Source organism: Pseudomonas sp. efr-133-TYG-103a, from assembly GCF_030209235.1.
Classification (GTDB): Bacteria; Pseudomonadota; Gammaproteobacteria; order Pseudomonadales; family Pseudomonadaceae; genus Aquipseudomonas.
This window is the reverse complement of the sequence record NZ_JARVSK010000036.1, coordinates 1-24,986: the sequence shown is the minus strand read 5'-3', so window position 1 is coordinate 24,986 and position 24,986 is coordinate 1. Positions and strand designations below refer to the sequence as shown.

Sequence of the window (24,986 nt, the reverse complement as noted above, 5' to 3'; positions counted from 1 at the left end):
GTCATTCGCCATGATCAGCCCCTCCATTACGACGCGCCACGCGCTCCAGAAACCATTCACGCTGATCCGCCAGAGGCGCAGGCCACCGTGCGTAGACATGATCGATGACCGATTCGGCCGGTTGATTTCCTGCGCGGTCGAAGTTATCCACAGACTGCTGAACCAGGCCCTGGCATTCGGCGATCAGCGCCTGCTCCCGGCCTTCGTCCCAGACGCCCTGACTGGCCATGAATGACTGCAGGCGTTTGATCGGCTCTTCCTGCCACGCCTGCTTCACTTCCTCCGCGGCGCGGTAGCGGGTGGCGTCGTCCGCGGTGGTGTGATCACCCAGCCGATAACTCAGGCACTCCAGCAACACTGGCCCTTTGCCTTTGCGAGCCCGCTCCAGCGCAATCTGCATCCGGTCGTAAACGGCCAGCATGTCGTTGCCATCTACCTGTTCGCCATGAAAGCCGGCGCCAATGGCCTTTTGCGCCAGCGTGGGCGCGCCGCACTGAATCCGACGCGGGACTGAAATCGCCCATTGGTTGTTATTGATCACGAACACCACCGGCAATTGCCATGCGCCAGCGACGTTCAGCGCCTCCAGGAAATCACCTTTGCTGGTTGCGCCGTCGCCACACGTGGTGACGGCCACTCGATGCTCGCCGCGAATCTTGAATGCACTGGCGACGCCGCAGGCATGCAGCGCTTGTGTCGCAATCGGCACGCAGAGCGGGAAGTCCTGCGCCACCGAGGGTTCGGCATAGTCGCTACCGCGTTCGTCTCCGCCCCAGTACAAAAGAATCTCTTCCATGCGCACCCCGCGCATCAACTGCACGGCGGTGTCGCGGTAGTAGGGAATCAGCACGTCTTCCGGGTGCATCAGGCTGCCGATCGCCACGCCGATCGCTTCCTGGCCCAGGGTCGGGGCGTAGGTGCCGATGCGTCCGGTGCGTTGCAGGGCAACGGCTTTCTGGTCGAAGAGCCGGGTCAGGACCATCTGCCGATAGAGACGCGTGAGAAGGTTGAAGTCATCGGCCCAAGGGGGAAGTTCTCCGGTCAGGCGACCGTCGGGGGACAGATAACGGGTGTACGCAAGCTCGATCTTGTTATTGGACATTGCACACTCCTGAGCACGCGGCGGCGCCATGGCGATGCACGCGTGATGGTCAACACTCGCCACTTGTGGTCGCGAGCTTGGTTCGAACAGCTCCGGTGAGGCGCTTATTCGAGGTTCAACAGGCGTTCTGCCAACGCATCGGCAACCCGCGCGGGTGAGCGCTTCTCGGCCTGGGCGTGGGCAAATACTTCAGTCAGCCTTGTTCCTATCTGCGACAGGTGCGCAGTGATGGTGCCTGGCTGTTCTCCCTGATGCTGAAGGGCGACGTAAATAAGGCCGCCGGAATTGATCACATAATCGGGTGCATAGAGGATGCCCCGCGCCTCCAGTTGATCGGCAATGGCGGGGCAACTCAGTTGATTGTTGGCGCCCCCGGCCACGGCGGCGCAGCGCAGTTTGGTGACGCTGTGGCTGTTGAGGACGCCGCCAAGGCCGCAAGGCGCGAGGATGTCGCACGGCGTGCTGAGCAGCGCTTCGCTGGCGATCGGTTTGGCGCCCAGCTGTTCCATGGCCAGTTGCACCTTGCCGCTGTCCAGGTCGGCGACCAGCAATTCGGCCCCAGCGGCGTGCAGTTGCTCGGCAAGTGCATAGCCGACATGCCCCAGCCCCTGAATCGCCACGCGCAGGCCTTCCAGGTTATCGCTGCCCAGTCGCGCCATTGCGGTGGTGCGGATGCCGGCGTACAGGCCAAGCGCGGTGTGCGCGGAAGGATCGCCGACCTCGGTGGTGCTGGTCACGTGCTGGGTATATTGGGCGATGCAGTCCATGTCTTCGCTGGACGTCCCGCTGTCCATGGCCGTGATGTAGCGACCATCGAGTGTCTGAATGAAGCGACCGAAGGCTTCGAAGAGCGCCGCGCGATCGGGAACGTGGGCAGGTCGCATGATGACCGCCGTTCCGCCGCCCAGAGAAAGCCCGGCGAGCACAGCCTTGTAGCTCATGTTCCTCGCCAGTTGAATGGCATCCTCAATCGCGCTCTCTTCATTTGGATAGGCGAGATAACGACAGCCTCCCAGCGCCGGCCCCTTCCGGCTGCTGTGAATGGCGATCACCGCTTTGAGGCTGGTGCGCGGATCGACGATCAGGTGCAACGACTGCACGCGTGAGCTTTGCATGAGAGCGAACATAGGCCGTGCTCCCGTTCTTTTTTGTATTGGCGAGTATAGGCGCTGCCAGAAAAAACGATGGTCAGGTGCGGCATATCCAGACGACCAGTCTGACCGGCGATCCTTGAAGCACCGACGGGCAAACAACACTGGACGAAGCCCGCCACCAAGGCTACAACGAGCATTCAAGAACCAGATTTCGGACGCCTGATCCGGCCGGAGAAGTCGATGAATCCTCGCCAGTTGTGCATCGCCTGCCTGCAACGTACGCCACCGGCGACGTTCGAAGCGGCGATGTGGATATCCGTTGAGCACGATGCAACCTTTGATCTGGAGCAGACGCGCGAGCAACTGTCCGTGCTTGAACGCAATGTCAGCGCGGCACTGCCCATGCTGCCCTCTTCGGAGCTGGCGCAGCCGCTGTTGCGACAGCTCGCCACGTATGGTTTTCAGCTGGACGATGCCGCTCAGCCCAAACCCCAGGCGGCGTTGTTGCACAAGATCATCGAACGCCGCCGAGGTCAGCCATTGGGGCTTGCACTGATTGCACTGGAGATTGCCCGAAGGCTCGAGATTCCGCTGGAAGGGGTCAACTTCCCTGGGCACTTTCTGTTGCGTGTGCCGGGTGCCGATCACACGCTCGATCCGTGCGGCGGCAGACGGCTTTATCCCAAGGATTGCAGAGAGTTGCTGTTGCGCCAGTTCGGGCCAGACATGCCGCTGCGCGCCGAGCACATGGTCACGGCGACGCCGGTGGCGATGCTTCAGCGGCTGTCGCGCAACCTGCGGCATCTGCACCAGATCAACGACGACCTGATCGCCTCGCTCAAGGATGCCAATCGCGTGATGGAGCTGGGTCAGGCCAACACCAGCGATTACCTCGCTCGCGCCAGCCTGTACCAGAATCTTGAATGCCCCCAGGCCGAGCGTTTCGACCTGGAGTATGCGTTGCTGTTAAGTGATGATCCGGTACAACGGGTGCGGCTGACTCAGCGTCTTGGCCAACTGCCCGGCGATCGGATCGTTCACTGAAGCGTCTTGCAAGCGCGTGGGAAAAGCCACGCGCGGTGACCAAACCATCAAATGATCAAGCCGCCCCGGGCCATGCTTGAGGTGACGGCCTTGAGCCCGATGCTTTTGAGGATAGTCTGGGTGCCCTGGCTCAACGCCCGGACCCCATCGCCAGCCAGCAGAAGGCCACTCACCGCAAAGACCAGATACGGCAACGCGGTCGCACGATCGCCGTAGCTGTAGGCAATTGCGCCACGAAAGAAACTGACGCCGCTTGTCACCACGCCCCAGGCGATGCCCGCCAGTGGAAAGGGCAACAGAAGAATGGTGCCGGTCCATCTCACGACCGTGTACAGCACCTCCGCCCATTGCTCTGCGGTGCTGGTGGTCTGGGCATCCACGTCGAAGATCATGCGCCCCAACATCGTGTCGTACAGCTTGTACACATCGGTGATGACGTCATCGGCAGACACCATCGGCTGAAGGACCTTGATCGACTCCGGGTCACGCTTGAGCCCTCGTGCCATCTGCTCGTAGAGCGTGCCGACGCTGGGTTGGCCCTTGTAGGAAACCCGGTGATAGTAATAACTGCGCATCTCATGGGATTCGAGCAACTGAAGGTAATCGGTGACAGGCCGGAACGACACGCCATCCGGTGCGTCAGGGGTGTAGAGCAACTTGAATTGGGGATCGTCGGAGTTGAAATCCCTGAAGATATACACGCCCTGGACAATGTGACCGGCGACGCGGAAGGGAGACATCGCGCGGCCTAGATTACGCTCCCTGAGCAACACATCGCTCGCCAGCACGTCTTCATCCAGCCCGACGATCATGTCGACCAGCCAACGATATTGCTGTTGGTTCAATGAGCCGTCGAGGAAATGAGAAATGGCGGCGCGGCGCATCTGAAACTGCGTGCGCATGCCCATCAGCGCGCGACGATGTGCGTATTGAGGATGGCTGGCGTTCAGAAAGTCGCTTTTGAGGTAGTCGATATAGCGCGCGCCCAGGTTGGCCTTCCTGAGTTGCTGATCGACGAACTGAACGAAATACAGCGGCCAGTCCAACGGGTTTTGCCCTACAGATGAATACATCGGCGCTGTCGGTCTGTAGGCGTATTGATCGGAATAGCCCTCCGCCATCAGGCTGGTGAGCGTACGCAGATGGGTGTACTCACTGAAGTCAGGCGAGTCGGTATAAGCCGTATTGTGGACATCGAAGTACAGCGTGTCCGGGTCGATCGAGTCATTGATGCCGTCAGCTTGCAAGTACTCATCGAAAGCGGCTCGGGTTTCGCGAACAACGAAATCCTTGTATGACAGCAGGCCTCGGATCGAACCTCTGAACTCCCTGTCCAGCCATTCCAGACGCGCATCGATAAACGCCAGCGTGCGACGGTTGGCGAAGGCGGTTTCATTCCTGAGTCCCAGAACGTCAGCGTCCTGCTGATTCAGGGCGCGATCGACCTTGTGGCTGATCAAACTCAGCAGGTTCAGTTCGTAAGGCTGTACAGCCAGAGCCTGGAACGAAACACTTTCGCTGCTCCAGAGACTGGGTTTGAGCTGGATGGCTTGCATGAAGGATTCAGGATCGTTGCCATTGTGTTCGGCGACCTGATCGGTCACGTAACGCCTGCCCGCCTCGGTTGCGGTCCACCCGCCGACTTCGTTGGCAATCTGCTGCCAGGAACCTTCGAACAGATCTTTGCCCGCAGGCGCGCCCGGTGCATACAAGACAAAGTGTGCGTCACTCCCCAGGCCGTCGCAGAACACGATCGCATCCTTGAATCGTGTGCCGGTGGCGGCCAGCGAAAGACTGCCCATCCTGAGCGGCGCTTGAGTGAGTGTCACGTCTGCGCGCACGCCTCTCACCCATTCTTCGCTGCGCGCATCACGCAGATGCCCTTGCATCACGGCGCCACAGACGCTCAACGCCAGAGCACTGTCGCGCATGTGAACCAATGCGCGCTGAACGCTCGCTTGGGAATAGCGGTCCCTGAGCATCTGCGCATAGCGACGCTGAACGTCGACTTGAGTGACCAGATCGACGACGAATCCGAAGTCAAACAGCGGGTTGGACTTGCCCGCCGGCAACTCGACGATGCCATCCTGAGAAGCGAATGGAAGCCCGGAAATGGCGAAATCGAACAACGACTTCTTGTAACGCGTGCTGATCGTTCCACTCTTGAGCGCGACTTCATCCGGCACGCTGACTATGACCTGACGAGGATCGACGCTGTAACCCAGGCGCTCCAGGACATACGTATCGATTTGCTTCAGTCCGAACGTTTCCAGGGACTCGAGGCCTGCAAACATGCTGTCGACGGCCTCGCGACGCTTCTGGTGTTCGGCCTCCAACAGCAAGTATTCCTCGCGATGTGCCGGGTCAGCGTATGTGAACCAGCCCGGCCTGAAGCTTTCGTTCGCCTGCACCGTCAGTGCTTTCACGCGGTAGCCCAGTGCATCGCTCAGGGCGACAGCAGGCTGCACGTGCTCCATGCGATCGAGGAACACCGAGAGCTGTGCGTCATTGCGCGCTTGGGTGAGCAGGTAGTTGAAATCATGGACCTGCCTGTTCAGCAAGACGTCCATCTGCCGGCGCAGAATGGGTTCACCCAGCGGCACGGTATGAAACGTCCCCTGGAGCGCGACTCCCTGTTCGACTTGCTGTCGCAGCGGCGCAGGCAGGCAGCCGAACAGATGCTCATCGCGCGAAGGGCCTGCGAGTCGGTGGCTCAATGTTTCGGTGAGTACGCTGAGCGAGTCTATCCGCTCCATGCCTTTGCCCGGGATCAGCAGAAACACGGCCGATGCGTCTTCGCCGGACGCAGGCTGCTCGATGGCAATCAGCGGTAATTCCCAGGTATGGCCCTCGTCGGTCAAAAGGTTGATCGAAAAACCACCTTGCGGCACCTCGTCGTCCAATGCCTGGAGGACATGTTCTTTTTCGCTCAACGTGATGGCTTGAGTCGCGCAGTGAATCTGCGCCTCGCACCGCAAGGCCAGGGTCTGCTGATCACTGATGATTTCTCGACGTTTCGCCGTTCGCGAAGCGTCATCTGGCCTGACGTGCTGGGCGTTCCAGAAGGCGTGGATCTGCCCTTCGAAGCGTGCCGGCAACACGTCCACAAGCTGACGCACGGCGCTGGTGATGCGCTTCGTTTCATCAGAGGAAAACCTGTAAAGATCGGCGACCGAATCGTGCCGCTGATAAAACTGAAGGTCTGGTTCTTCGAGAAAGGCATGACCATGAATCATCGCGTGAAGCAGCGCGTCAGTGAGCGACAGAGACTTCACGCCGCTATCGGTGGCGCTGTTCAAAAAGATGCTGTCGGGGTTGGAAATCCGCGTACCGCGAGGCAAAAAGCCTTGCAGAAGGTCGAAAGCCACAGCCCGAAGCGAGGGCGAATTGTTCATCAGATCAATGCAGCACGCCGAGGCGCCTGCGAGTTTTGCCAGTTGGCCAGTCACGTCACCCAAAGTGCTGGCGTGCAGGTTCGCTGTTTGAGCAGGTTTATAAGAGAGGTCGTTCATTTGAAGCTCCAAGGTAGGCTGCTCGCCCCGCCAGGCATCCAGCCACGGCGGTGAAACGAACGAGCAGCAAAATGAGGCTCCATCAAACGTCATTGGCGTGTCACGACAGGGATAATTAAATATTTATTGCAGCCCCACGTGCTGACACAAACAGTGCGACGCTACACCAACGCCGTGACAGAAAGATCCTCAACCCGCACCCTTCAAGGGTTTCGCAAGAACGCATTGTTACCTCGTCCGTAAAGGTGCTTGTCTTAAACAGGTATGTTTATTTTACCCGCCAATCTTCATTATTACGCCATCGACTCAGCGTCACTGTTTTCCTGCTTATGTTTATGCGGGATACGAGCTCGCTTAGTATCATCGACGTTCGATTGTTCAGCTCCTGGATCTAACGTCTTGTTTAGCCGCTGCCGCTGCAGCGGCTTTTTTTTGCTTTGAATATGTTCAACGCAGCAGGTTTTTCTCAGCTGAGGGTTGTTGGCAGTGATACGCAGCCCGTTGAAATACTCAGACCTGTCCTACGGCATTATTAGCTGCAGTCCTACGCGACCATCTGTTTAAACGTTAGTCATCGAAGCGTTTCGGATTCTCTGATCCGCGCAACGGTAATCAATGGATATGACTAATGGAGTTTATATGAAAAGTAAAAACGTAATCGCCTTGATGCTGGCGCTGGGCATGGCCCAGGTGTCCCACTCAGCCACTGCTGCACCCGGGGCTCAGGCTGTTCAATGCTACAAATACAGCAGCCAGATGTCGCCGGGAGTCGCCGCACCGGGCGAATACAAAGTGATCCACAGTTACACCGTCAAATGCGGAACAACAATGCACCACCTGACCGTCCGAACTCAGCAGGGATCTGTGCAGCCTGTCACGGTCGAACGTCTCCAGGGTGGGCGTTGGGTCGTAGTGGCGAGTAATGCCTACGACCCTTCGGCCAACTGGGGCGCAGGCAGCTTTCGCGTCATTCTGAATAACCGCAACGGCAACGCGCCCGTGGGCTATCGTGGCAGCTTCTCGCTGCCACTGTAACGCACACAAAGGCCTGAATTCCCAGGGGTTCAGGCCCTTATGCGGCTAGGCACGGATGTTGACCAAGGCTCTGGGCGGCGGTCGCTTGGCGCGCTCATCCAGCGCCTGCGTCACCGACATAACCGTTTTGAGTTTGGTTAACGTATCGTTGGCAAAGCTACGCCCCTCGGTAATACAGCCGCTCAGAAATGTTAATTGCCGCTCGAAGTAATCATACATATCAACTGGGTTATCCAGACCTATCTCATTACCCTGCGCATCGAACTCAAGATCAATACCTGACAACCAACCCGACGTTCCATAATCAATAATGCCCAGCCCCACGAGCACACTTCCGATTTCCCTAAGCTCTCGATTGGTTGTGTTGCGCGGGTCAAAACCCGAGATATCCAGATTAAGGCCTTTGAGTTTCTGGGCGTTTGACACCGTCTCATCGGCCCAGTATTGACGGACCTTTTGACTGATACTTTCCTCCTCAGCGGACGCTCCAGAGTCAGTCAAAAATTTTCTGTCCGGCACTACGACATAATTACTGAGCCGCTCACGGATTATTGAGAAATTTTGAAGCATGGCCACCTCCACGGCAGATAGGATTACTTTCGTCCTATCGGGAAGTCGCTACGCTCCTTGAGCCCACAAACCTGACATTGAGGGAAAATAGATAGGTCCTACAATCCTTCAAATAACTCTCCTACAAAAAACTGCCAATCCGACCTCGGACCGGCAGTTCCTCAGTCAGACAACGCCCTCAGCCCGGAAACTTTTGCAGGTTGGCCATCATTTCCTTCAAGGCTTCCACATTGTCGCCCGGGTGGACCGCGTCCCCGAAGTCGCTGATGGTTTGCCATTGGGCGGCGACGTCATCCGGGGTGAAGCCAGCGCGTGGATCGAAGCCAGCGCCCAGGCTACGTTCCCAGCGGACTTTGCCGATCCAGCCGCCACCGACTTCGTACAATCCAGCGGTATCCTGGCATTGCTCACTGCCCAGATACACCACCAGCGGGCTGACCAGCTCCGGCTTGAGCAATTCGAAAACGCTCGCGGGAATCAAACCCTCGGTCATCCGGGTGCCGCCGGTGGGGGCGATGGCGTTGACCAGGATGTTGTTCTTGCGCCCCTCGATGGCGAGTGTGCGGGTCAGGCCGTAAAGTCCCAGCTTGGCCATGCCGTAATTGGACTGGCCGAAATTGCCGTAGATACCCGAAGTGGAAGACGTGAAGATCACCCGACCGTAGTTCTGCTCCCGAAGATGCGGCCAGGCAGCGCGCGTTACTTTGTAGGCCCCTTCGACGTGGACGCGATAAACCAGATCCCAATCGGCGTCTTCCATTTTCGCGAAACTTTTGTCACGCAGAATCCCTGCGTTGTTGACCACCACGTCGATTCGGCCGAAAGCGTCCAGCGCGTTCTGTACGATCTTGTCGCCATCGGTGACCGAATCATGGTTGGCCACGGCCTGGCCGCCCTGCTCGCGAATTTCCGCCACGACCCGATCCGCCGCCGAGGCGCTCGCCCCTTCCCCGTGGGCAGACCCGCCGAGATCGTTGACGACGACTCGCGCGCCGTGGCGAGCGAACTGCAATGCATGTGCCCGACCAAGCCCCCCGCCTGCGCCCGTGACGATCACGACCTTGTCATCAAAACGTACGGTCTCACTCATAGTGCTCTCCCGAGGATGGTGCCGTTCACAGTGTGCCGTCCAGACAGGCGCTGGACAGCAGAAGACCTGGAACGCGCGAATCAGTCATCGAGTGTCGACCAGTCAGGCACCGGTCACAATCAACACGAGGCACTCTGAATGGTGCTCGATAACGCAACGGGATGATCAGGCTGGGGGGCGTTCTGGACAGGACGCGGGGGCACGAGACACGTGCGCCGCTCAGCAATGTCGGCGCGAAACCGCTGGTAATGCCGCAACAGAAACGCCGGCGACTCGGTGTGAGGATAGCGGCCGATCCCGGGGATCAGCACTGCGTCGGCGGCGGGTATCAACTCGCGATACCGGTCGGCAGTCCGCGTCCCGACGTAAGGGTCGGCGACGCCGTTTATCAAGCGCATTGGCAGGGAAGTCTGCTGCATGGCCTGCACCCAGCGGTCGCGCTGGGCCATACGCTCCGGGATGTAGGTGATCAGGCGGTTGAGAATGCGTTGCCCGCCGTTGCTGGTGATGAGGCTCCAGAAATCATCGAGTTCACTTTCGCTCGGCCGGGTGTCCGGACCGAAGATCCGGCTGAAGCCTTTGTCCAGACTGGCGCGGTCGAACAGGCGGGCCACCAGCCAGCCGAGCGGGCCCAGCAACCATTTGTGTACACGCCGTAGCCGATGGGTTTCGGGAAATAACACGCCGTTGAGAAACACGCAGCTGGCCATTTTGAAAAGGCCCTCGCCTTCTCGGGCCAGCAGTTCCTGAGCGACATTGCCGCCGTATTCATGCGCAAGGACATGAACCGGCTGGTTGACGCCCAGATGGTCGAGCAACGCTTGCTGCAGGTCTGCCTGTTCCAGCAGGCTGTAGTCATGGTCGCGCGGCTTGGCCGAGTCGCCGAAGCCCAGCATGTCGCAGGCGATCACACGATACTGACGCGAGAGCGGTTGCCAGAGGTAATTCCAGTCCCAGCTGGCGGTCGGGAATCCATGCAACAGCAATAAAGGCTCGCCCTGCCCCGCGCTCCAGTAACGGATGACCTGTCCCTGAAACTCGAAATCATGCCCACGGGTGCGCCAGACACTGAGCGGGATTTCTGCAAGGCCCATTACAGGCCGTATCCCGGCGAGAACTGGTCGAGTTTGCGCAGCAGCGCTGGCCACGCCAGATGCCCGCCCATGCCTTGGGCACTGCGCGTGACGCCGGCGATCATCGCTTTGGCTCCCGCCAGTATCTGTCCGTCGATGCCGATCAGTTCGGCACCGCTGCCTTGCGCCAGCACCTGAATTTCACACGCGCGCTGAAAAGTGAACATCATCAAGAAGGTGTCGGCGATGCTCGACCCGCAGGTCAGCAGCCCGTGGTTGTTGAGCATGAGAAAGTTATTGCCGCTCAGATCCGCCTGCAGCCGGGCCTTCTCGTCGTGATTCAACGCGACACCTTCGTAACCGTGATACGACAGGCTGGCGAGGACGAAAAGCGCTTGCTGGCTGATGGGCAAAATACCTTGCTTCTGAGCCGAAACAGCGACGCCGGCCGCGGTGTGCGTATGCAGCACGCAGTTCACATCATGCCGCACCTCGTGCACCGCGCTGTGAATGGTGTAGCCGGCAGGGTTGATCTCATACGGGCTGTCCATGAGTTTCTTGCCCGACTGATCGACCTTGACCAGGCTGGACGCAGTGATCTCGTGAAACATCAGACCATACGGGTTGATCAGGAAGTCTTCGGTGTCCGGCACCTTGGCCGAGATGTGCGTGAAGATCAGATCGTCCCAGCCATGCATCGCCACCAGTCGATAACACGCGGCAAGATCAACGCGGGTCTGCCATTCGGCGTCGCTGACCTGATCCTTCACGGGGCTGCTGGAAGAGCTGAGGGTATCGGTAAACACCTGGGCGACTTTCACGATCGGCGGTCCTCGGGCTGTGGCGTGCTCTCGTAGGCTCAGCAGTCTAGTCAGCCCCCAGCCGCGCGCTACTTGCCTTGGCAGCCACGTTAGTGGCCTGGCGAGTCACGAAAACCGGCAGCGCTCTGCAGCGCGTGCCTCAGAGCATCCACACCAAAAGCGGCGCCGCAAACAGATTCATCAAGCCGGTCAGCACCATGACCAGCCCGGCCACCGACCCTTCCTCGCCGCCGACCTCCCGCGCGCGGCTGACGCCGGCACCGTGCGCGCCCACGCCAAACAATGCGCCGCGCGCCAGGGCCGTGCGCAGCGGCAGCCATTTGAGCAACACGCCGCCAAGCGCCGCGCCGAAGACGCCGGTGCACATCACGAACACCGCTGTCAGCTCCGGCACGCCGCCCAGGTTATGGGCCAGCGGCATCGCAAAGGGCGTGGTGATGGAGCGAGGCACAAGGGACATCGCGACCGACGGGTCGAGCGCCAGAGCCCGAGAGAGGCCGAAAGAGCTGGCGATCGACGCCGCGCTGCCTGCGAGCATCCCGATCAACAAAGCAGGCCAGTGTCGCGCCAGCAGCGCCCGTTGTTGCCAGATCGGCACGGCGAAAGCCACCGTCACAGGCCCCAGCACCAGCATCAGCCAATGGGTATTCGTGGAGTATTCGGCGTAAGCGGTGTGCATCGGCACGGCGATGGCCAGCAACACGATGGGCACCATAATCAATGGCGACAGCAGGTAGCGACCGGTCCGGCGGTACAACCAGCGACTGGTGAGGTAGGCGGCAACCGTCACCACGAGCCAGAACACCGGCATGGGCTCGAACTTCATGCGCGCGGCTCCTGGGGACGTTCTTTCAGGCGGCAAACGAATTCGACCGTAAACGCCGTCACCAGCATGACCAACAACGTGCTGCAGCCGATCACCAGCATGATCCGCCAGCCATCGGTGCGCACCAGCGTGCCGTAGTCGAGCAGACTCATCAGCGGCGGGATGAAGAACAACAGCATTTCCGCCAGCAGCAATCCCGCGCCCAGTTGCAGCGTCGCCGGTTTCACCCAGCCGGTGGCGAAGGTCATCAGCAACAGCGCCAGACCGATCACACCGCCCGGAATCGGCCAGTTCAGCCACAGCGCGATTTCACAGCCCAGCTGATAGATCGCCAGCAAGACGGCGATTTCGACAACCAGTCGGGAAAAGTGAGACAAGCGTTTCATGATATTCCGGTCCTCTGGGGAGTTCAGTCTATCGACCACACTAGAATCTCGAAAACGAATTGTCTGACTTGCAGGAATTCCATTCCGGAATACAAAACGTCACAATGCGCTCACCGGTCATTCAGGAATCTTCTCTGCGATGGAATTCAAGCAACTGCGCAGCTTTGTCGAAGTCGTGCGCCAAGGTGGCTTCACTCAGGCGGCCAAGACGCTGTATGTCAGCCAGTCAGCGGTGAGCAAGCAGGTGGCGCAGCTGGAGGAGAGCCTTGGCGTCACCCTGCTCGATCGTCATGGATCGCAAGTCAGCCTGACGGCTGCGGGGAGAATCGTGCTCAACCGTGCGGAAGAAATGCTCGTGCTGCGCAACGGCCTGCTGCGAGAGCTGGATGACCTGAGCCATCTGGCCCGCGGGGAACTGAATCTGGGGCTGCCGATGCTGGGCAGTGACACGCTGTTCGCCGAGACGTTTGCTGAGTACAGGCGGCGTTACCCGAACGTGACGATTCATCTGATCGAAGGCGGCAGTCGGGCCATCGAGCAGGCCGTGATGAGCGGCGAGCTTGAATTGGGCGGCAGCCTGACGCCGGACGATCCCGCTTTCGCCTGGCAACCTTTCTGCGACGAGCCGCTGGATGCCCTGCTGCCCGCCCGTCATCCGCTGGCGAACCTGAGTGAGATCGAACTGAGCCAGCTGGCGGATACGCCGTTTCTGCTGTATCAGCGCAGCTTCGTGCTCAACGATCGTCTGCTGCAGGCGTGCCAGCAGGTTGGCTTCACGCCCAAAGAAGGCGGGCGCAGTGGTCAGGCGGATTTTCTGGCGGCGCTGGTGGCTGCCGGTCAAGGCGTGGTGCTGCTGCCGCAAGTCGTGGCGCGGGCGCTGGTCCGCCCTGGCGTCGTGCACGTGACGCTCAAGGCGCCGCCGACCTTGCGATGGGACATTGCTTTCATCTGGCGCAAGGGTGCGTATCTGTCCAAAGCCGCTCAGGCCTGGCTGGCGCTGCTGCGTGAGCGGGCGGCGCCCAATGGCTTATTTACGCCTGTAACTGACTGACGAACCCGGCCAGCCAAGGCTCGGCATCGCTCTCCGGGGTCACCGATTCGCTGGCGTCCAGACGCAGCATCTCCTGCACTTCGCGAACACCCAGCTCCATGAACAGCTCACGCATCTGCTCGCCACCGCCGCAGAACGTGTCGCCATAGCTGGCATCCCCCAGAGCGATCACACCGCCCGGCAGACCGCGCCATGCCGCCGGCAACGTGTCGCGCAACTGGCTGTACAGCGGGAGGATGTTGTCCGGCAGCTCGCCCACCCCGGTGGTCGAAGTCACGGCCAGCAAGGCCTGCGGAGCAAACGCCTGCAGATCGGCCAGCGTTGCGCGCGGGTTGAAGAAGACCTCATGGCCGGCGTCCTTGATGATGTCTTGGGCGTGACGGGCGACTTCTTCGGCCGAGCCGTACACCGAGCCTGAAACAATGGCGACTTTCATTGTGCGATCCTGTGACTGAGTAAAATCGTGCGGCATTATGCCCCAGAGCGGCGCAATGTCTTAGAATGCCGCCTTCGTAATGCCAGGGAGGAGCATTCAGTGATCAACGCAAAACTGCTGCAACTGGTCGTCGACGAGTCCAACGACGGAATCGTGGTAGCCGAGCACGAAGGCGATGACGACATTCTCATCTACGTCAACAAAGCCTTCGAGCGCCTGACCGGTTACAGCGCGCAGGACATCCTTTATAAGGACTGCCGTTTTCTTCAGGGTGACGAGCGCAATCAGCTGGCCAGAAAGGTCATTCGTCAGGCGCTTGCCAAAGGTCAGCCCTGTCGTCAGATCCTGCGCAACTATCGCAAGGATGGCACGTCCTTCTGGAATGAGCTGTCGATCACGCCAGTGTTCAACGATGCGGAAAAGTTGATGTATTACATCGGCATCCAGAAGGACGTGACCGAGCACGTGCTGGCGCAACAGAAAGTTGTCGAATTGCAGGCGGAACTGGCGCAAGCTCGTGCAGAGATTGAAGCGCTGAAACGGTAACGTCCTGTAACTGACGAACGGCAGCAACAAAACAGCGAATTTTTGGTCTGCTTTCTCAATAACCGGTAAATCGAGCTCGAACATGCAGCGCGACAATATCCTCACGCAGGATGAGCTGGACTTCATCCAGAACATGCAGCGCAACCCCAAGCTGAACCTGCGTGACAAGTCCCGCAGCCTGGTGGTTAACGGCGGCGTGCAGATTCAGGATCTGCTGACGCGTCTGGCCGCACATGAGCAGGTGACCATCCAGGCCCAGTTCGACAACCAACAGATGACCTTCCCGCTGCATCTGGTCGAAGACGAATTCCACGCGCTGCACCTTGAGCTCGGCGCGCCGAGCATTTTTGAAGAAGGCCCGCGTATTCGTCCATGGCGCCTGACGCTGCCGGAACCGATGGCACTCGAGACCGAAAAAGGCTCGCTCACAGCGCTCTGGGTTCACGAGATTTCGTTCAAAGGCATCCTGCTCGAAAACCGCAAGCAGACCAAACCGCCCAAGTACTTCTCAGCGTGGTTCACACCGCCCGGCCATGCGCCCATCGCGCTGCGCGGCACGTTCGAACGCCTGACCGAGCAAGGCCTGGCGGCTTATCGATTGAGCCAGAACAGCAAGGAAGACACTGAGCGCCTGCGCCAGTACATCCTCCAGCAGCATCGCAAGATCCATCCCTCGATGCACCTGTGACGTAACGCGTCGCAGGCGGCTGGCCGCATTCGGCATTGGCCGCGCAGCGCTCAGCGTGCCTTCACGTATCCAGTCGTCCCGCCAGAAATAACTGCAAGCGTCGCTGCATCAATTGGCCTTCGCTGCCGAGGCAGCCGATGGCAGTGCCGTTGAGACTGTCCAGGGCCATGTCGGCGATTTCCCCGGCCAGCAGCAACGGGCAGTTCAGGCTCAGACCCAGACGAACCAGCTTCTTTGGCGTGTCGGCAGTCGGCAGCGAGTTTGAGAAGAGCACCAGCGCCTGCGGCCGCATTTTGCTGCAAACCAGGCTCAGTTCTTCAAGGGGCTGCCCGGGAGCAAGCACGCTGACAGCCACGTCGCTGGTGCTCATCAGAATGCCCGCCACCCACAACTCCAGCTCACGGCACCCGCCTGGCATCGACGCCAACAACACACGCTGACTGGCCGAACCTCGCGTCAGTTGCACCCGCTGCAGGGTGCGCGCCCGCAGGAAGCTGTCCAGAAACAGCCATTCGCTGATCTGCCCGAAACCGTCATGCCGCGCAGCGAACTCGCGCCACACCGGCATCAATAATTCCTGAAACACGACCGGCAACGGGTACGTCGAAAAGATCTGACCATAGAGTTGGTCCAGGCGGTTCTCGTCGAATTCGTTGACCGCCTGACGCACCTGAGCTTGCCAGCTGTGCTGTTCGGCGGCATCGATCACGCTGTGCAGCGCTCGTTCTTGAGCCCCCAGCCCGCCGATGCCGGCGAGGATCTTGCCGACCTTGCTCACCGACACGCCGCGCTCGATCCAGTCGGTGATGGTGCGGATGTTGTCGATATCGGCCTGGGAATAAAGCCGATGGCCGCTTTCAGTGCGGGTAGGCGAAATCAGGCCGTAGCGACGCTCCCACGCCCGCAGCGTGACTGGATTGACGCCAGTCAGACGCGACACTTCGCGGATCGGAAACAGCTCGGTGTGTTTGAGTTCGTCGATGCCGCGCGAGTCAGAAAGCATTTGAGTCATGGCGGGCCAGATCTTTGTAGGATTCGGCCGCATTGTAGCGGCGCCGAGTGGCAAAAAGGCGCGTTGTCCGACGAAGACAGATGGCTTTATTCAGGGAATCAGGAATAATCCTTGCTTGCTTTTCCAGTGAAGCTGACGCGACGCCACCACCCCGGCACTGCGTCATGTGATTTCCCTACCCGGGAAGCTCACTCGTTATCGGAGATACACAATGTCTACCTCACCCGTCACGCTGATGGTTGCCCGTCGCGTCGCCCATGGCCGCTATCAGGAACTGATTGCCTGGCTGCATGAAGGCGAACAGCTCGCTACAGACTTTCCCGGCTACCTTGGCTCTGGCGTACTTGCGCCGCCTCCGGGAGATGACGAATTCCAGATTATTTTCCGCTTTGCCGATGAGGCCACGATGCACGCCTGGGAGCATTCTGCGTCCCGACGCTCATGGTTGGTGCGCGGCAGCGGCCTGTTTGCCAAGAATTCCGTGCATCGCGTACGAGGCATGGACGGCTGGTTCGGTACCGTTGGTCAGCGCCCGCCGCGCTGGAAACAGGCCGTCGCGATCTGGCTGGCGTTCTTCCCGGTCTCGCTGATCTTCAATTACGTGCTGGGCCCTTTGCTGGGTCAGCTGGAATTGCTGCCGCGCATCATGATCAGCACCCTGATCCTGACGCCGTTGATGGTGTTCTGGTTCATCCCGCTGTCGACCCATCTTCTGTCGGGCTGGCTGAACAACCATGTTCAGGTGCCCACCGCCGCCGCAGAGTCGGCCTCGACCCGCTGACCTCACGCCGCGGTTTTCGCGGGAGCCCATTGGCGGCTTTCCCGCGATCACCGCGCATACCGGCGCCGCGCTCATACCCTACAGTTGTACACCACTGACCATTGGGTTAACTTTGCCCCGGACGGTCATTCTCTGATGGCGCAATGAAAGCAGCTCGCCGCAGACTCGAATTCGACTGGCCGCCGTCTCTCTTCTTCCTTGATGACCACGTGAGCAGCCATGGCTTCCTCTCCTGCCCCAGTCCTGATCACGGGCGCCAGTCAGCGCGTCGGTCTTCACTGCGCCGAACGCCTGCTGCACGAAAGCCAGCCGGTGATCATCAGCTATCGCAGCGAGCGACCGGGCGTGCAGCGCCTGAAAGAGCTGGGCGCGGTGGTGATTCAGGCCGATTTTTCATCGCAAGAAAGCGTGATGAATTTCATCGCGCAGCTCAAAGCGCAGACCGACAGCCTGCGCGCGATCGTGCACAACGCGTCGGACTGGCTCGCCGAGACGCCGGGCGACGAGGCCGAAGTATTCACTCGCCTGTTCAGCGTCCACATGCTGGCGCCGTACCTGATCAATCTGCACTGCGCCGAGCTGTTGCAGCGCAGCGAAGTGGCCGACATCGTGCACATTGGCGATGACGTCACGCGCAAAGGCAGCAGCAAACATATCGCCTACAGTGCAAGCAAAGCGGGGCTGGAGAATCTGACGCTGTCGTTCGCCGCCAGATTCGCGCCCCATATCAAGGTCAATGGCATCGCCCCGGCCATGCTGATGTTCCAACCCGACGACGACGCGGCGTATCGCGCAAGAACGCTGGCCAAATCCGCGCTGGGCATCGAACCCGGCGCCGAGGTGATCTACCAGAGCCTTCGCTATCTGATGGATAACCCGTACGTTACCGGCACCACTCTGACCCTGAACGGCGGACGGCACGTCAAGTAAGCCGCCCCGAGGACCCACTTAATGACTTTGTCACTGCCACAGCACTACCGCGAAATCCTCGTTGGCCTGGGTGAAGATCCCGAGCGCGAAGGGTTGCTGGACACGCCCAAGCGCGCGGCCAAGGCGATGCAGTATCTGTGTCATGGCTATGATCAGACGCTTGAGGAAATCGTCAACGGCGCGCTGTTTGCGTCCGACAACGACGAGATGGTGATCGTCAAGGACATCGAGTTGTATTCCCTGTGCGAGCACCACCTGCTGCCCTTCATCGGCAAGGCCCACGTGGCTTACATTCCGACCGGCAAGGTGCTGGGGCTTTCGAAGATCGCCCGGATCGTCGACATGTTCGCCCGGCGCCTGCAGATCCAGGAAAACCTCACGCGGCAGATTGCCGATGCGATCCAGGGCGTGACCCACGCTGCGGGCGTGGCGGTAGTCATCGAAGCCCAACACATGTGCATGATGATGCGCGGCGTCGAAAAGCAGAACTCGACCATGAACACCTCGGTGATGCTCGGCGCCTTTCGCGAATCCACCACGACGCGCATGGAATTTCTGCAATTGATCGGACGGAGCAAGTAGTCCATGGCAAGACTTGAACCAGGCACCGCACGCATTCGGGTGAAAGACCTGTGCCTGCGCACTTATATCGGCATCAATGAGGATGAGATCCTCAACAAACAGGACGTTCTGATCAATCTGACGATCCTGTATGCGGCTCAGGAAGCGGTGCGCGATAACGATATCGATCACGCCCTCAATTACCGCACGATCACCAAGGCGATTATTCAGCACGTGGAAAGCAACCGCTTCGCCCTGCTCGAACGCCTGACTCAGGAAGTGCTGGACCTGGTGATGAGCCACGAGGCGGTGCAGTACGCCGAGGTGGAAGTCGACAAGCCCCACGCACTGCGCTTCGCTGAATCGGTGTCCATTACCCTCGCCGCGGAACGCTGAGCATCAGGCGCTGAGCATCGCGCGCTGGTATTCCCGATTAGGGCATCGCTTCGGTGGGCGCGCATTCATCCGCGCCCACAGCCCATGCATCCGGTCGACGAATACCATTGCCCACCCTGCCCCGCACTCTTATCATCCGCCCCACCTTCATTCGCACAGAGTCCATCATGACCGAGCAACAACGCCTGGAACTCGAAGCCGCCGCCTTTCGCCGTCTGGTCGCGCATCTGGACAGCCGCAAGGACGTCCAGAACATCGACCTGATGAACCTCGCTGGCTTCTGCCGCAACTGCCTGTCGAAGTGGTACAAGGCCGAAGCCGACGAAAAGCACATCGACATCAGCCTCGATGACGCCCGCGAAGTGGTCTACGGCATGCCGTACAGCGAGTGGAAATCCAGATACCAGAAAGAAGCCAGCGCCGACCAGCAAGCGGCGTTCGCCAAGGAACAGAAACATGACTGACCTGAACACCCTGCGCAGCAGCCTGAAAAGCGGCGAGCACGTCTTCGCTGACACACTGGCTTTTGTGGCTGCTCATTATGACTACCAGCCTCAGGCGTTCAGCAACGGTGCGGTAGAAAACGCAGCGGGTCAGAACGAGGGGTCGTGCAAGACGTTGGGCCTGGCATTGCTGGAAGGGCTGAGCGACGAAGAAGCGCTACTGGCCTTCGGCGAACACTATCGCTCCGTGATTGCAACGCCCGAAGGCACCGATCACGGCAACATCCGCGCATTGATTGCCAACGGGCTGGCGGGCGTGAAATTCAGCGCACCGCCGCTGACTCGCAAGGCGTAACGCCACCTTCGCCTATGTAGGAGCGTGGCTTGTCCCGCGATCGGCGACGCAGTCGTCGTGATTCGGTGTACGCGGTGTGCCAGATGCAACGATGGAGCTGACTTTACGACTGCTGCGCAGCCGATCGCGGGACAAGCCACGCTCCTACTATGAAGGCGATCATCAGACACAAAAAAACCGGCCCTTGGGCCGGTTTTTTTTGTTTTGAAGCGTTGGATCAGAACGAGGCGTTCGCCAGGCCGTCCAGGTAGCGCTCGACGTCCAGTGCCGCCATGCAGCCTGCGCCAGCCGAGGTAATTGCCTGGCGGTACACGTGGTCAGCCACGTCACCGGCCGCGAACACACCTTCAACGCTGGTGGCCGTCGCATTACCTTCGCGACCGCCTTGCACGACCATGTAGCCGTCCTTCAGCGCCAGTTGGCCTTCGAACAGCGACGTGTTCGGCGTGTGACCGATTGCGATGAAGACGCCATCGACTTTCAGCTCCGAGAAGCTGCCGTCGTTGTTCTTCAGGCGCGCACCGGTTACACCCATGTCGTCACCCAGCACTTCGTCGAGCGTCGAGTTCAGCTTGAGTTCGATCTTGCCTTCCGCCACACGTGCATGCAGCTTGTCGATCAGGATCTTCTCGGCGCGGAACGTCTCACGACGGTGGACCAGAGTCACTTTGCTGGCGATATTGGCCAGGTAAAGCGCTTCCTCAACGGCAGTGTTACCACCACCGACGACCGCCACAGGCTTGTTGCGATAGAAGAATCCGTCGCAGGTTGCGCAGGCCGAAACACCCTTGCCCATGAACGTCTCTTCGGACGGCAGGCCCAGGTAGCGAGCGCTGGCGCCAGTGGCGATGATCAGTGCGTCGCAGGTGTAGGTCCCGCTGTCGCCCTTCAGGCTGAACGGCTTGCCAGCCAGATCGACGGCGTTGATGTGGTCGAACACGATCTCGGTCTCGAAACGCTCAGCGTGTTCACGCATGCGGTCCATGAGCGCCGGGCCGGTCAGGCCATGGGGGTCGCCCGGCCAGTTGTCGACTTCGGTGGTGGTGGTCAGCTGACCACCGGACTGCATGCCGGTGATCAGCAGCGGCTTGAGGTTGGCGCGTGCCGCATAGACCGCAGCGCTGTAACCGGCAGGGCCGGAGCCGAGAATAATCACTCGGGAATGACGTACATCAGACATGACACACTCCTATTGACCGGCCATCGTTCACGTGTGGTCGGAGTCACTGTGGTCTAAGCCGGCGCACCGGCTGGAATAAAAAGGATCGGCGCCAGCATGAAAGCCGTTTGGTTTACCCGTTCGCCAATCCTGAAATCGTGACGCTGCGACCTTGGCCGCAGCGACGGTATTACAAGCTGCTAGCGTTTGCAGCCAGATAATCAGCAACGCCCGAAGCGTCGGCTTTCATGCCTTTCTGGCCTGGACGCCAGCCAGCAGGGCAGACTTCGCCGTGCTCTTCGGTGAACTGCAGTGCCTCGACCAGACGCACCATGTCGTCCACGTCGCGGCCCAGCGGCAGGTTGTTCACCACCTGATGCTGAACGACGCCAGCCTTGTCGATCAGGAACGAACCGCGCAGCGCGACGCCGTCGTCGTGTTCGATACCGTAAGCGCGAGTGATCTCGTGCTTGATGTCGGCAACCATGGTGAATTCGACTTCACCGATACCGCCCTTCTCCACCGGCGTGTTGCGCCATGCAGCGTGGGTGAAGTGCGAGTCGACGGACACGCCGACGACTTCAACGCCCAGCTCACGGAATTTATCGATGCGGTTGTTGTGGGCAATGATCTCCGACGGGCACACGAACGTGAAGTCCAGTGGCCAGAAAAACAGCACAACGTATTTGCCTTTCAAGGACGACAGCTTGAAGCTGTCGACGATCGAACCGTCACCCAGTACGGCCGCTGCTTCAAAATCAGGGGCTTGTTTGTTTACCAGAACGCTCATCAATACTCCTTCGAGGTTCAAAGTGAATGGGAAAAGGTCTAAAAGTTGCCCGCAAGCTTATCGGGGCGGCAGAGATTAAGGAAATATCGATTCACAATCCAGCTCATAGACCCCACCTATCCCCGATCGGATGCCACACGGTTCTGTCGATAGACTTTCTCGGCCAGAGATTGTTTCGGCGAATGTCATGACGCCCGTCCAGCTTCCGCGCCCGCGACAAAGCCGGTAAGGTCGGCGCGACTTCAACCGCTGGAGGCCACCATGCCTGCACCCGCCCTGTCCGGTCCGCAATACCTGCGCGAAGGCCTTAAACTGGTCCTCAGCCCCGGGCTTCGCCTGTTCGTTCTATTACCGCTGGCCATCAACCTGGTGCTGTTCAGCGCTCTGATCTACTTCGCAGGTCACGAATTCAGCCTGTGGGTCGATTCCTTCATGCCCTCGCTGCCGAGCTGGCTGAGCTTCCTCAATTACATCCTGTGGCCGTTGTTCGTAGTGCTGGTCGTATTAATGGTGTTCTTCACCTTCACCATGATCGCCAATATCATCGCGGCACCGTTCAACGGATTTCTTGCTGAAAAAGTCGAAGTGGTACTCCGTGGCAAGGACGACTTCCCCGCCTTCAGCTGGGCCGAACTCATCGAAATGGTCCCGCGCACCCTGAGCCGCGAGATGCGCAAACTCGGCTATTTTCTGCCACGGGCCATCGGCCTGTTCATCCTTTCGTGGATACCCGTCGTCAACATCATCGCCGCGCCGTTATGGCTGCTGTTCGGCGTGTGGATGATGGCTATCCAGTACATCGACTACCCCGCCGACAACCACAAGATGAGCTGGCAAGACATGCTCGCCTGGCTGCGTGCCAAACGCTGGCAAAGCATGAGCTTCGGCGGGATCGTGTACCTGGTGCTGCTGATCCCGGTGGTCAACCTCCTGATGATGCCAGCAGCCGTGGCCGGCGCGACGCTGTTCTGGGTAAGGGAGCGCGGGGCGGAGACACTGGCAGAGCGGATTCGGTAACAGACCAGAAAGGCCTCGAAAGAGGCTTTTTTTCGGCCTGATCCGTCCGTCAGCTCCCCGAAAAATCAGGAAAACACCTACTGGAGTCTTCCCAACGTCCTACACGCTGTCTGTTTCACCATTGACATTGCCCCTTCCGGGCGAGCGAAGTCGGGTTGCCCTGGCTGACGCTTTCATCATCGGGAGTTACATGTCCATGGAATCGAACCGTATCAATGCGTCAAACAGCACAACGCTGCCGTCCTCCTCTTTTCTGATGGAAAAGAAGCCAAAAGCCGACCCCCACGCACCCAAGTTCATGCAAGCGCTGCAGCAGGCCGTCGATAATTTTGCGACAAAAACGACCAAGGCAGCACCCGCAGCACTCACCAGCTATGTGCGGCCGCGCTCGCATCTGGAGTTGGTCAGCCTGAATCCTCGGCAGACCAGCTACGTCCCTGAAGCCGCGGCGCTGGAAAAAATCGGCAGCTCACGAATAGTGCCATTGCTCGTGGGCAGCTAAGCGGACGCCGCTCTGCGCTCGGACAAAGGCGGTGTTCGACGCCGGTTGGCGTTTCTGTAACCGGCCGGACAGCGCCTCTTGTTTTCAGATGTTTCATCCGTCACAAATCCATCACTCAACCGCCATGCAAGCGCAATGCGGGGCTCAGAGACTGGCTGTCATGAGTAAATCCCTGCATATCACCCTGATTACTGAAACCTACGCGCCTGAGATCAATGGCGTGGCGAACACGCTCAGCCGCTTGTGTGAAGGTTTGCGCACGCGGGGGCATCGGGTCGAGGTGATCAGGCCTCGGCAGACGGACGATCCTTCGCGCGCTGCCGGGGATGATCTGATGCTGTGCCGCGGCTGGCCGATTCCGGGCTATCCGGGGTTGCAGTGGGGGCAGTCGTCGATGCACAAGCTGCTGCGGCGCTGGCGGCGCAATCGTCCCGATGTGCTTTACATCGCTACCGAAGGTCCCTTGGGCCTTTCTGCGCTGCGGGCGGCGCGCCGTTTGCGGATTGCGATCGTCAGCGGTTTCCACACCAACTTTCAGCAGTACACGCGGCAGTATGGGCTGGGTTTCATTACTCGCCTGCTGACCTCGTACCTGCGCTGGTTTCATAACCGCTCCGCTGCCACGCTGGTGCCCAGTGTCACTCAGAAAAACGAGCTCGAGCGGCGCGGCTTCGAGCGCCTGGAATTGCTGTCGCGGGGCGTGGATTGCCAACTTTTTCATCCGTCCAGGCGCTCCACCTCCCTGCGTGAATCCTGGGGGCTGGAACCCGGCGACACCGCGGTTCTGCATGTCGGCCGACTGGCACTGGAAAAGAATCTGGGCTTGCTAAAGACCACGTTCGACTCGCTTGTCAGTGAATATCCCGAGAAAAACCTGAAGCTGGTGATTGTCGGCGACGGCCCGGTGCGCGCGACATTGCAGGAGCAAATGCCGGATGCGATTTTCTGCGGGGCCCAGCGCGGTGAAGCGTTGGCGACGCTTTATGCGTCCGGAGACCTGTTTCTGTTCCCCAGCCTGACCGAGACGTTCGGCAACGTGGTGCTGGAAGCCTTGGCCTCAGGGCTTGGCGTCGTTGCCTACGACGAAGCCGCAGCGGCCCAGCATATCCGTCACGGACACAACGGCGCCGTCGCCATGCCGGGCGACGAAGAAGGTTTTATCGACGCCGCACGATGGATGCTCGAAGACGACGAGACACTGCGACGCGTGCGATTGAACGCCCGGCAACACGCCAGCCGGCAAGGCTGGGCGGGCGTGATCGAAGCGTTCGAATGCTACCTGCGCGCGGCGAGCGAAACGCAGGAAGGGGTTGTGGTGGGGATGTAGCGTGGGCGATGGATGGTCCGACTTTTCGCGAGCAAGCACGCTCCTACAAGGTGGGCGGTCTGGATCGCCACAGTCAACGCTGAACCTGTGGCAGTGAGCCAGCTGTCTATAAACCACCTGCGATCAACGGCACAACACCCGACGCCTTCCCGGCTAAAGCCGGTCCTACGAAAAACCTGCAGCGTCTGTAGGACCGGCTTCAGCCGGGAAAAGGCCGATTCAGGCTGTGGAGTTGCAGCGTCTGGAAATCAGCCATCGCGAGCAAGCTCGCTCCCACCAGGTGGGCGGTCTGGATCGCCAGAGTCAACGCTGAACCTGTGGGAGTGAGCTTGCTCACGAAGAGGCCGGTACTGGCGCCACACCTTCAGCGACTGAACCACCGATTCGCGGGCAAGCTGTTGTGGCTCAATATTTATGGACCATGATGTAGGAGTATCAA

28 protein-coding genes are annotated in these 24,986 nt (G+C 59.7%); 15 read left to right on the top strand and 13 right to left on the bottom strand.

The features are described from left to right. Position 1: 1 nt before the first annotated feature. Positions 2–1,102: a pyruvate dehydrogenase (acetyl-transferring) E1 component subunit alpha gene (gene pdhA / locus QRN36_RS24900; protein ID WP_285426470.1), complete on the bottom strand. Its 1,101-nt coding sequence runs from the start codon at positions 1,100–1,102 to the stop codon at positions 2–4. Positions 1,103–1,206: 104 nt separating this feature from the next. Further along, entirely contained in the window at positions 1,207–2,229 is a 1,023-nt protein-coding gene (locus QRN36_RS24895; protein ID WP_285426469.1) for a Glu/Leu/Phe/Val dehydrogenase dimerization domain-containing protein, read from the bottom strand. Positions 2,230–2,436: 207 nt separating this feature from the next. Here QRN36_RS24895 and QRN36_RS24890 point away from each other — a divergent pair, with 207 nt between their 5' ends. Beyond that, positions 2,437–3,240, top strand: coding sequence for a SirB1 family protein (locus QRN36_RS24890; RefSeq protein WP_285426468.1), 804 nt, complete (start codon positions 2,437–2,439; stop codon positions 3,238–3,240). Positions 3,241–3,287: 47 nt separating this feature from the next. On the opposite strand, the gene QRN36_RS24885 is transcribed toward QRN36_RS24890, so the two are convergent. Then, positions 3,288–6,173 carry a DUF6543 domain-containing protein gene (locus tag QRN36_RS24885; protein WP_285426467.1) on the bottom strand — a complete coding sequence of 962 codons (2,886 nt, stop codon included), beginning with the start codon at positions 6,171–6,173 and terminating at the stop codon, positions 3,288–3,290. A 21-nt stretch (positions 6,174–6,194) separates the two neighbouring features. Between QRN36_RS24885 and QRN36_RS24880 the strand changes: the two genes are divergently transcribed. Beyond that, entirely contained in the window at positions 6,195–6,806 is a 612-nt protein-coding gene (locus tag QRN36_RS24880) for a hypothetical protein (RefSeq protein WP_285426466.1), read from the top strand. 585 nt (positions 6,807–7,391) lie between these two features. After that, entirely contained in the window at positions 7,392–7,787 is a 396-nt protein-coding gene (locus tag QRN36_RS24875; protein WP_285426465.1) for a hypothetical protein, read from the top strand. 45 nt (positions 7,788–7,832) lie between these two features. On the opposite strand, the gene QRN36_RS24870 is transcribed toward QRN36_RS24875, so the two are convergent. From QRN36_RS24870 to QRN36_RS24845, 6 genes are all read right to left on the bottom strand, one after another. Then, on the bottom strand, positions 7,833–8,357 hold the full coding sequence (locus QRN36_RS24870) for a hypothetical protein (protein ID WP_285426464.1): 525 nt from the start codon (positions 8,355–8,357) through the stop codon (positions 7,833–7,835). Positions 8,358–8,535: 178 nt separating this feature from the next. Continuing rightward, positions 8,536–9,447, bottom strand: a complete 912-nt coding sequence (locus tag QRN36_RS24865; RefSeq protein ID WP_285426463.1) for an SDR family oxidoreductase — start codon at positions 9,445–9,447, stop codon at positions 8,536–8,538. 119 nt (positions 9,448–9,566) lie between these two features. Then, on the bottom strand, positions 9,567–10,541 hold the full coding sequence (locus QRN36_RS24860) for an alpha/beta fold hydrolase (protein ID WP_285426462.1): 975 nt from the start codon (positions 10,539–10,541) through the stop codon (positions 9,567–9,569). After that, positions 10,541–11,326 (bottom strand): class II aldolase/adducin family protein, encoded by a 786-nt coding sequence (locus tag QRN36_RS24855; RefSeq protein ID WP_285426512.1) that lies wholly within the window; start codon positions 11,324–11,326, stop codon positions 10,541–10,543. The genes QRN36_RS24860 and QRN36_RS24855 overlap by 1 nt, the downstream gene beginning before the upstream one ends. A gap of 154 nt (positions 11,327–11,480) precedes the next feature. After that, a complete protein-coding gene (locus QRN36_RS24850; protein WP_285426461.1) occupies positions 11,481–12,167 on the bottom strand; it encodes an LrgB family protein in 687 nt (228 codons plus the stop codon). Further along, the gene (locus QRN36_RS24845; protein WP_285426460.1) at positions 12,164–12,553 is read right to left on the bottom strand and encodes a CidA/LrgA family protein; all 390 of its coding nucleotides are present in this window, start codon (positions 12,551–12,553) and stop codon (positions 12,164–12,166) included. Before QRN36_RS24845 ends, QRN36_RS24850 begins: the two co-directional genes overlap by 4 nt. Positions 12,554–12,692: 139 nt before the next feature. Here QRN36_RS24845 and QRN36_RS24840 point away from each other — a divergent pair, with 139 nt between their 5' ends. Continuing rightward, complete coding sequence (locus tag QRN36_RS24840) at positions 12,693–13,604, top strand: LysR family transcriptional regulator (RefSeq protein ID WP_285426459.1); 912 nt, start codon at positions 12,693–12,695, stop codon at positions 13,602–13,604. Here the strand turns inward: QRN36_RS24840 and QRN36_RS24835 are convergent. Continuing rightward, the gene (locus QRN36_RS24835) at positions 13,585–14,040 is read right to left on the bottom strand and encodes a flavodoxin (protein ID WP_285426458.1); all 456 of its coding nucleotides are present in this window, start codon (positions 14,038–14,040) and stop codon (positions 13,585–13,587) included. The genes QRN36_RS24840 and QRN36_RS24835 overlap by 20 nt on opposite strands. 99 nt (positions 14,041–14,139) lie before the next feature. On the opposite strand from QRN36_RS24835, the gene QRN36_RS24830 reads away from it, so the two are divergent. Further along, positions 14,140–14,586 (top strand): PAS domain-containing protein, encoded by a 447-nt coding sequence (locus tag QRN36_RS24830; RefSeq protein ID WP_093462227.1) that lies wholly within the window; start codon positions 14,140–14,142, stop codon positions 14,584–14,586. A gap of 82 nt (positions 14,587–14,668) precedes the next feature. Then, the gene (locus QRN36_RS24825) at positions 14,669–15,274 is read left to right on the top strand and encodes a hypothetical protein (protein ID WP_093462230.1); all 606 of its coding nucleotides are present in this window, start codon (positions 14,669–14,671) and stop codon (positions 15,272–15,274) included. A 61-nt stretch (positions 15,275–15,335) separates the two neighbouring features. Here the strand turns inward: QRN36_RS24825 and QRN36_RS24820 are convergent, their stop codons facing one another. Beyond that, entirely contained in the window at positions 15,336–16,286 is a 951-nt protein-coding gene (locus QRN36_RS24820; RefSeq protein WP_285426457.1) for a MerR family transcriptional regulator, read from the bottom strand. 211 nt (positions 16,287–16,497) lie between these two features. Here QRN36_RS24820 and QRN36_RS24815 point away from each other — a divergent pair, with 211 nt between their 5' ends. From QRN36_RS24815 to QRN36_RS24790, 6 genes are all read left to right on the top strand, one after another. Next, complete coding sequence (locus QRN36_RS24815; RefSeq protein WP_285426456.1) at positions 16,498–17,067, top strand: antibiotic biosynthesis monooxygenase; 570 nt, start codon at positions 16,498–16,500, stop codon at positions 17,065–17,067. Positions 17,068–17,286: 219 nt separating this feature from the next. Then, on the top strand, positions 17,287–17,997 hold the full coding sequence (gene folM, locus QRN36_RS24810) for a dihydromonapterin reductase (protein WP_285426455.1): 711 nt from the start codon (positions 17,287–17,289) through the stop codon (positions 17,995–17,997). 21 nt (positions 17,998–18,018) lie between these two features. Further along, positions 18,019–18,579, top strand: coding sequence for a GTP cyclohydrolase I FolE (gene folE / locus QRN36_RS24805; protein WP_285426454.1), 561 nt, complete (start codon positions 18,019–18,021; stop codon positions 18,577–18,579). A gap of 3 nt (positions 18,580–18,582) precedes the next feature. Next, positions 18,583–18,954 (top strand): dihydroneopterin triphosphate 2'-epimerase, encoded by a 372-nt coding sequence (folX, locus tag QRN36_RS24800; protein ID WP_285426453.1) that lies wholly within the window; start codon positions 18,583–18,585, stop codon positions 18,952–18,954. A 167-nt stretch (positions 18,955–19,121) separates the two neighbouring features. Continuing rightward, a complete protein-coding gene (locus tag QRN36_RS24795; protein WP_093462245.1) occupies positions 19,122–19,418 on the top strand; it encodes a DUF1244 domain-containing protein in 297 nt (98 codons plus the stop codon). Beyond that, positions 19,411–19,752: a HopJ type III effector protein gene (locus QRN36_RS24790; RefSeq protein ID WP_285426452.1), complete on the top strand. Its 342-nt coding sequence runs from the start codon at positions 19,411–19,413 to the stop codon at positions 19,750–19,752. Before QRN36_RS24795 ends, QRN36_RS24790 begins: the two co-directional genes overlap by 8 nt. A 217-nt stretch (positions 19,753–19,969) precedes the next feature. Here the strand turns inward: QRN36_RS24790 and trxB are convergent, their stop codons facing one another. Together trxB and QRN36_RS24780 are read right to left on the bottom strand one after the other, a co-directional pair. Further along, positions 19,970–20,932: a thioredoxin-disulfide reductase gene (gene trxB / locus QRN36_RS24785; RefSeq protein WP_285426451.1), complete on the bottom strand. Its 963-nt coding sequence runs from the start codon at positions 20,930–20,932 to the stop codon at positions 19,970–19,972. 169 nt (positions 20,933–21,101) lie between these two features. After that, entirely contained in the window at positions 21,102–21,701 is a 600-nt protein-coding gene (locus tag QRN36_RS24780; RefSeq protein ID WP_285426450.1) for a peroxiredoxin, read from the bottom strand. A gap of 261 nt (positions 21,702–21,962) precedes the next feature. On the opposite strand from QRN36_RS24780, the gene cysZ reads away from it, so the two are divergent. The 3 genes from cysZ to QRN36_RS24765 all read left to right on the top strand — a co-directional run bounded on the left by cysZ (position 21,963) and on the right by QRN36_RS24765 (position 24,547). After that, positions 21,963–22,718 (top strand): sulfate transporter CysZ, encoded by a 756-nt coding sequence (gene cysZ / locus QRN36_RS24775; RefSeq protein WP_285426449.1) that lies wholly within the window; start codon positions 21,963–21,965, stop codon positions 22,716–22,718. Positions 22,719–22,914: 196 nt separating this feature from the next. After that, positions 22,915–23,220, top strand: a complete 306-nt coding sequence (locus tag QRN36_RS24770; RefSeq protein WP_285426448.1) for a hypothetical protein — start codon at positions 22,915–22,917, stop codon at positions 23,218–23,220. 160 nt (positions 23,221–23,380) lie between these two features. Continuing rightward, the gene (locus QRN36_RS24765; RefSeq protein WP_285426447.1) at positions 23,381–24,547 is read left to right on the top strand and encodes a glycosyltransferase family 1 protein; all 1,167 of its coding nucleotides are present in this window, start codon (positions 23,381–23,383) and stop codon (positions 24,545–24,547) included. Positions 24,548–24,986 lie beyond the last annotated feature (439 nt).

Bases quoted from the DNA above. Each gene is read 5' to 3' on its own strand.
- pdhA (WP_285426470.1), bottom strand. From the start codon at position 1,102: ATGTCCAATAACAAGATCGAGCTTGCGTACACCCGTTATCTGTCCCCC.
- QRN36_RS24895 (WP_285426469.1), bottom strand. From the start codon at position 2,229: ATGTTCGCTCTCATGCAAAGCTCACGCGTGCAGTCGTTGCACCTGATC.
- QRN36_RS24890 (WP_285426468.1), top strand. From the start codon at position 2,437: ATGAATCCTCGCCAGTTGTGCATCGCCTGCCTGCAACGTACGCCACCG.
- QRN36_RS24875 (WP_285426465.1), top strand. From the start codon at position 7,392: ATGAAAAGTAAAAACGTAATCGCCTTGATGCTGGCGCTGGGCATGGCC.
- QRN36_RS24870 (WP_285426464.1), bottom strand. From the start codon at position 8,357: ATGCTTCAAAATTTCTCAATAATCCGTGAGCGGCTCAGTAATTATGTC.
- QRN36_RS24865 (WP_285426463.1), bottom strand. From the start codon at position 9,447: ATGAGTGAGACCGTACGTTTTGATGACAAGGTCGTGATCGTCACGGGC.
- QRN36_RS24860 (WP_285426462.1), bottom strand. From the start codon at position 10,541: ATGGGCCTTGCAGAAATCCCGCTCAGTGTCTGGCGCACCCGTGGGCAT.
- QRN36_RS24850 (WP_285426461.1), bottom strand. From the start codon at position 12,167: ATGAAGTTCGAGCCCATGCCGGTGTTCTGGCTCGTGGTGACGGTTGCC.
- QRN36_RS24845 (WP_285426460.1), bottom strand. From the start codon at position 12,553: ATGAAACGCTTGTCTCACTTTTCCCGACTGGTTGTCGAAATCGCCGTC.
- QRN36_RS24840 (WP_285426459.1), top strand. From the start codon at position 12,693: ATGGAATTCAAGCAACTGCGCAGCTTTGTCGAAGTCGTGCGCCAAGGT.
- QRN36_RS24835 (WP_285426458.1), bottom strand. From the start codon at position 14,040: ATGAAAGTCGCCATTGTTTCAGGCTCGGTGTACGGCTCGGCCGAAGAA.
- QRN36_RS24825 (WP_093462230.1), top strand. From the start codon at position 14,669: ATGCAGCGCGACAATATCCTCACGCAGGATGAGCTGGACTTCATCCAG.
- QRN36_RS24820 (WP_285426457.1), bottom strand. From the start codon at position 16,286: ATGACTCAAATGCTTTCTGACTCGCGCGGCATCGACGAACTCAAACAC.
- QRN36_RS24815 (WP_285426456.1), top strand. From the start codon at position 16,498: ATGTCTACCTCACCCGTCACGCTGATGGTTGCCCGTCGCGTCGCCCAT.
- folM (WP_285426455.1), top strand. From the start codon at position 17,287: ATGGCTTCCTCTCCTGCCCCAGTCCTGATCACGGGCGCCAGTCAGCGC.
- folE (WP_285426454.1), top strand. From the start codon at position 18,019: ATGACTTTGTCACTGCCACAGCACTACCGCGAAATCCTCGTTGGCCTG.
- folX (WP_285426453.1), top strand. From the start codon at position 18,583: ATGGCAAGACTTGAACCAGGCACCGCACGCATTCGGGTGAAAGACCTG.
- QRN36_RS24795 (WP_093462245.1), top strand. From the start codon at position 19,122: ATGACCGAGCAACAACGCCTGGAACTCGAAGCCGCCGCCTTTCGCCGT.
- QRN36_RS24790 (WP_285426452.1), top strand. From the start codon at position 19,411: ATGACTGACCTGAACACCCTGCGCAGCAGCCTGAAAAGCGGCGAGCAC.
- trxB (WP_285426451.1), bottom strand. From the start codon at position 20,932: ATGTCTGATGTACGTCATTCCCGAGTGATTATTCTCGGCTCCGGCCCT.
- QRN36_RS24780 (WP_285426450.1), bottom strand. From the start codon at position 21,701: ATGAGCGTTCTGGTAAACAAACAAGCCCCTGATTTTGAAGCAGCGGCC.
- cysZ (WP_285426449.1), top strand. From the start codon at position 21,963: ATGCCTGCACCCGCCCTGTCCGGTCCGCAATACCTGCGCGAAGGCCTT.
- QRN36_RS24770 (WP_285426448.1), top strand. From the start codon at position 22,915: ATGGAATCGAACCGTATCAATGCGTCAAACAGCACAACGCTGCCGTCC.
- QRN36_RS24765 (WP_285426447.1), top strand. From the start codon at position 23,381: ATGAGTAAATCCCTGCATATCACCCTGATTACTGAAACCTACGCGCCT.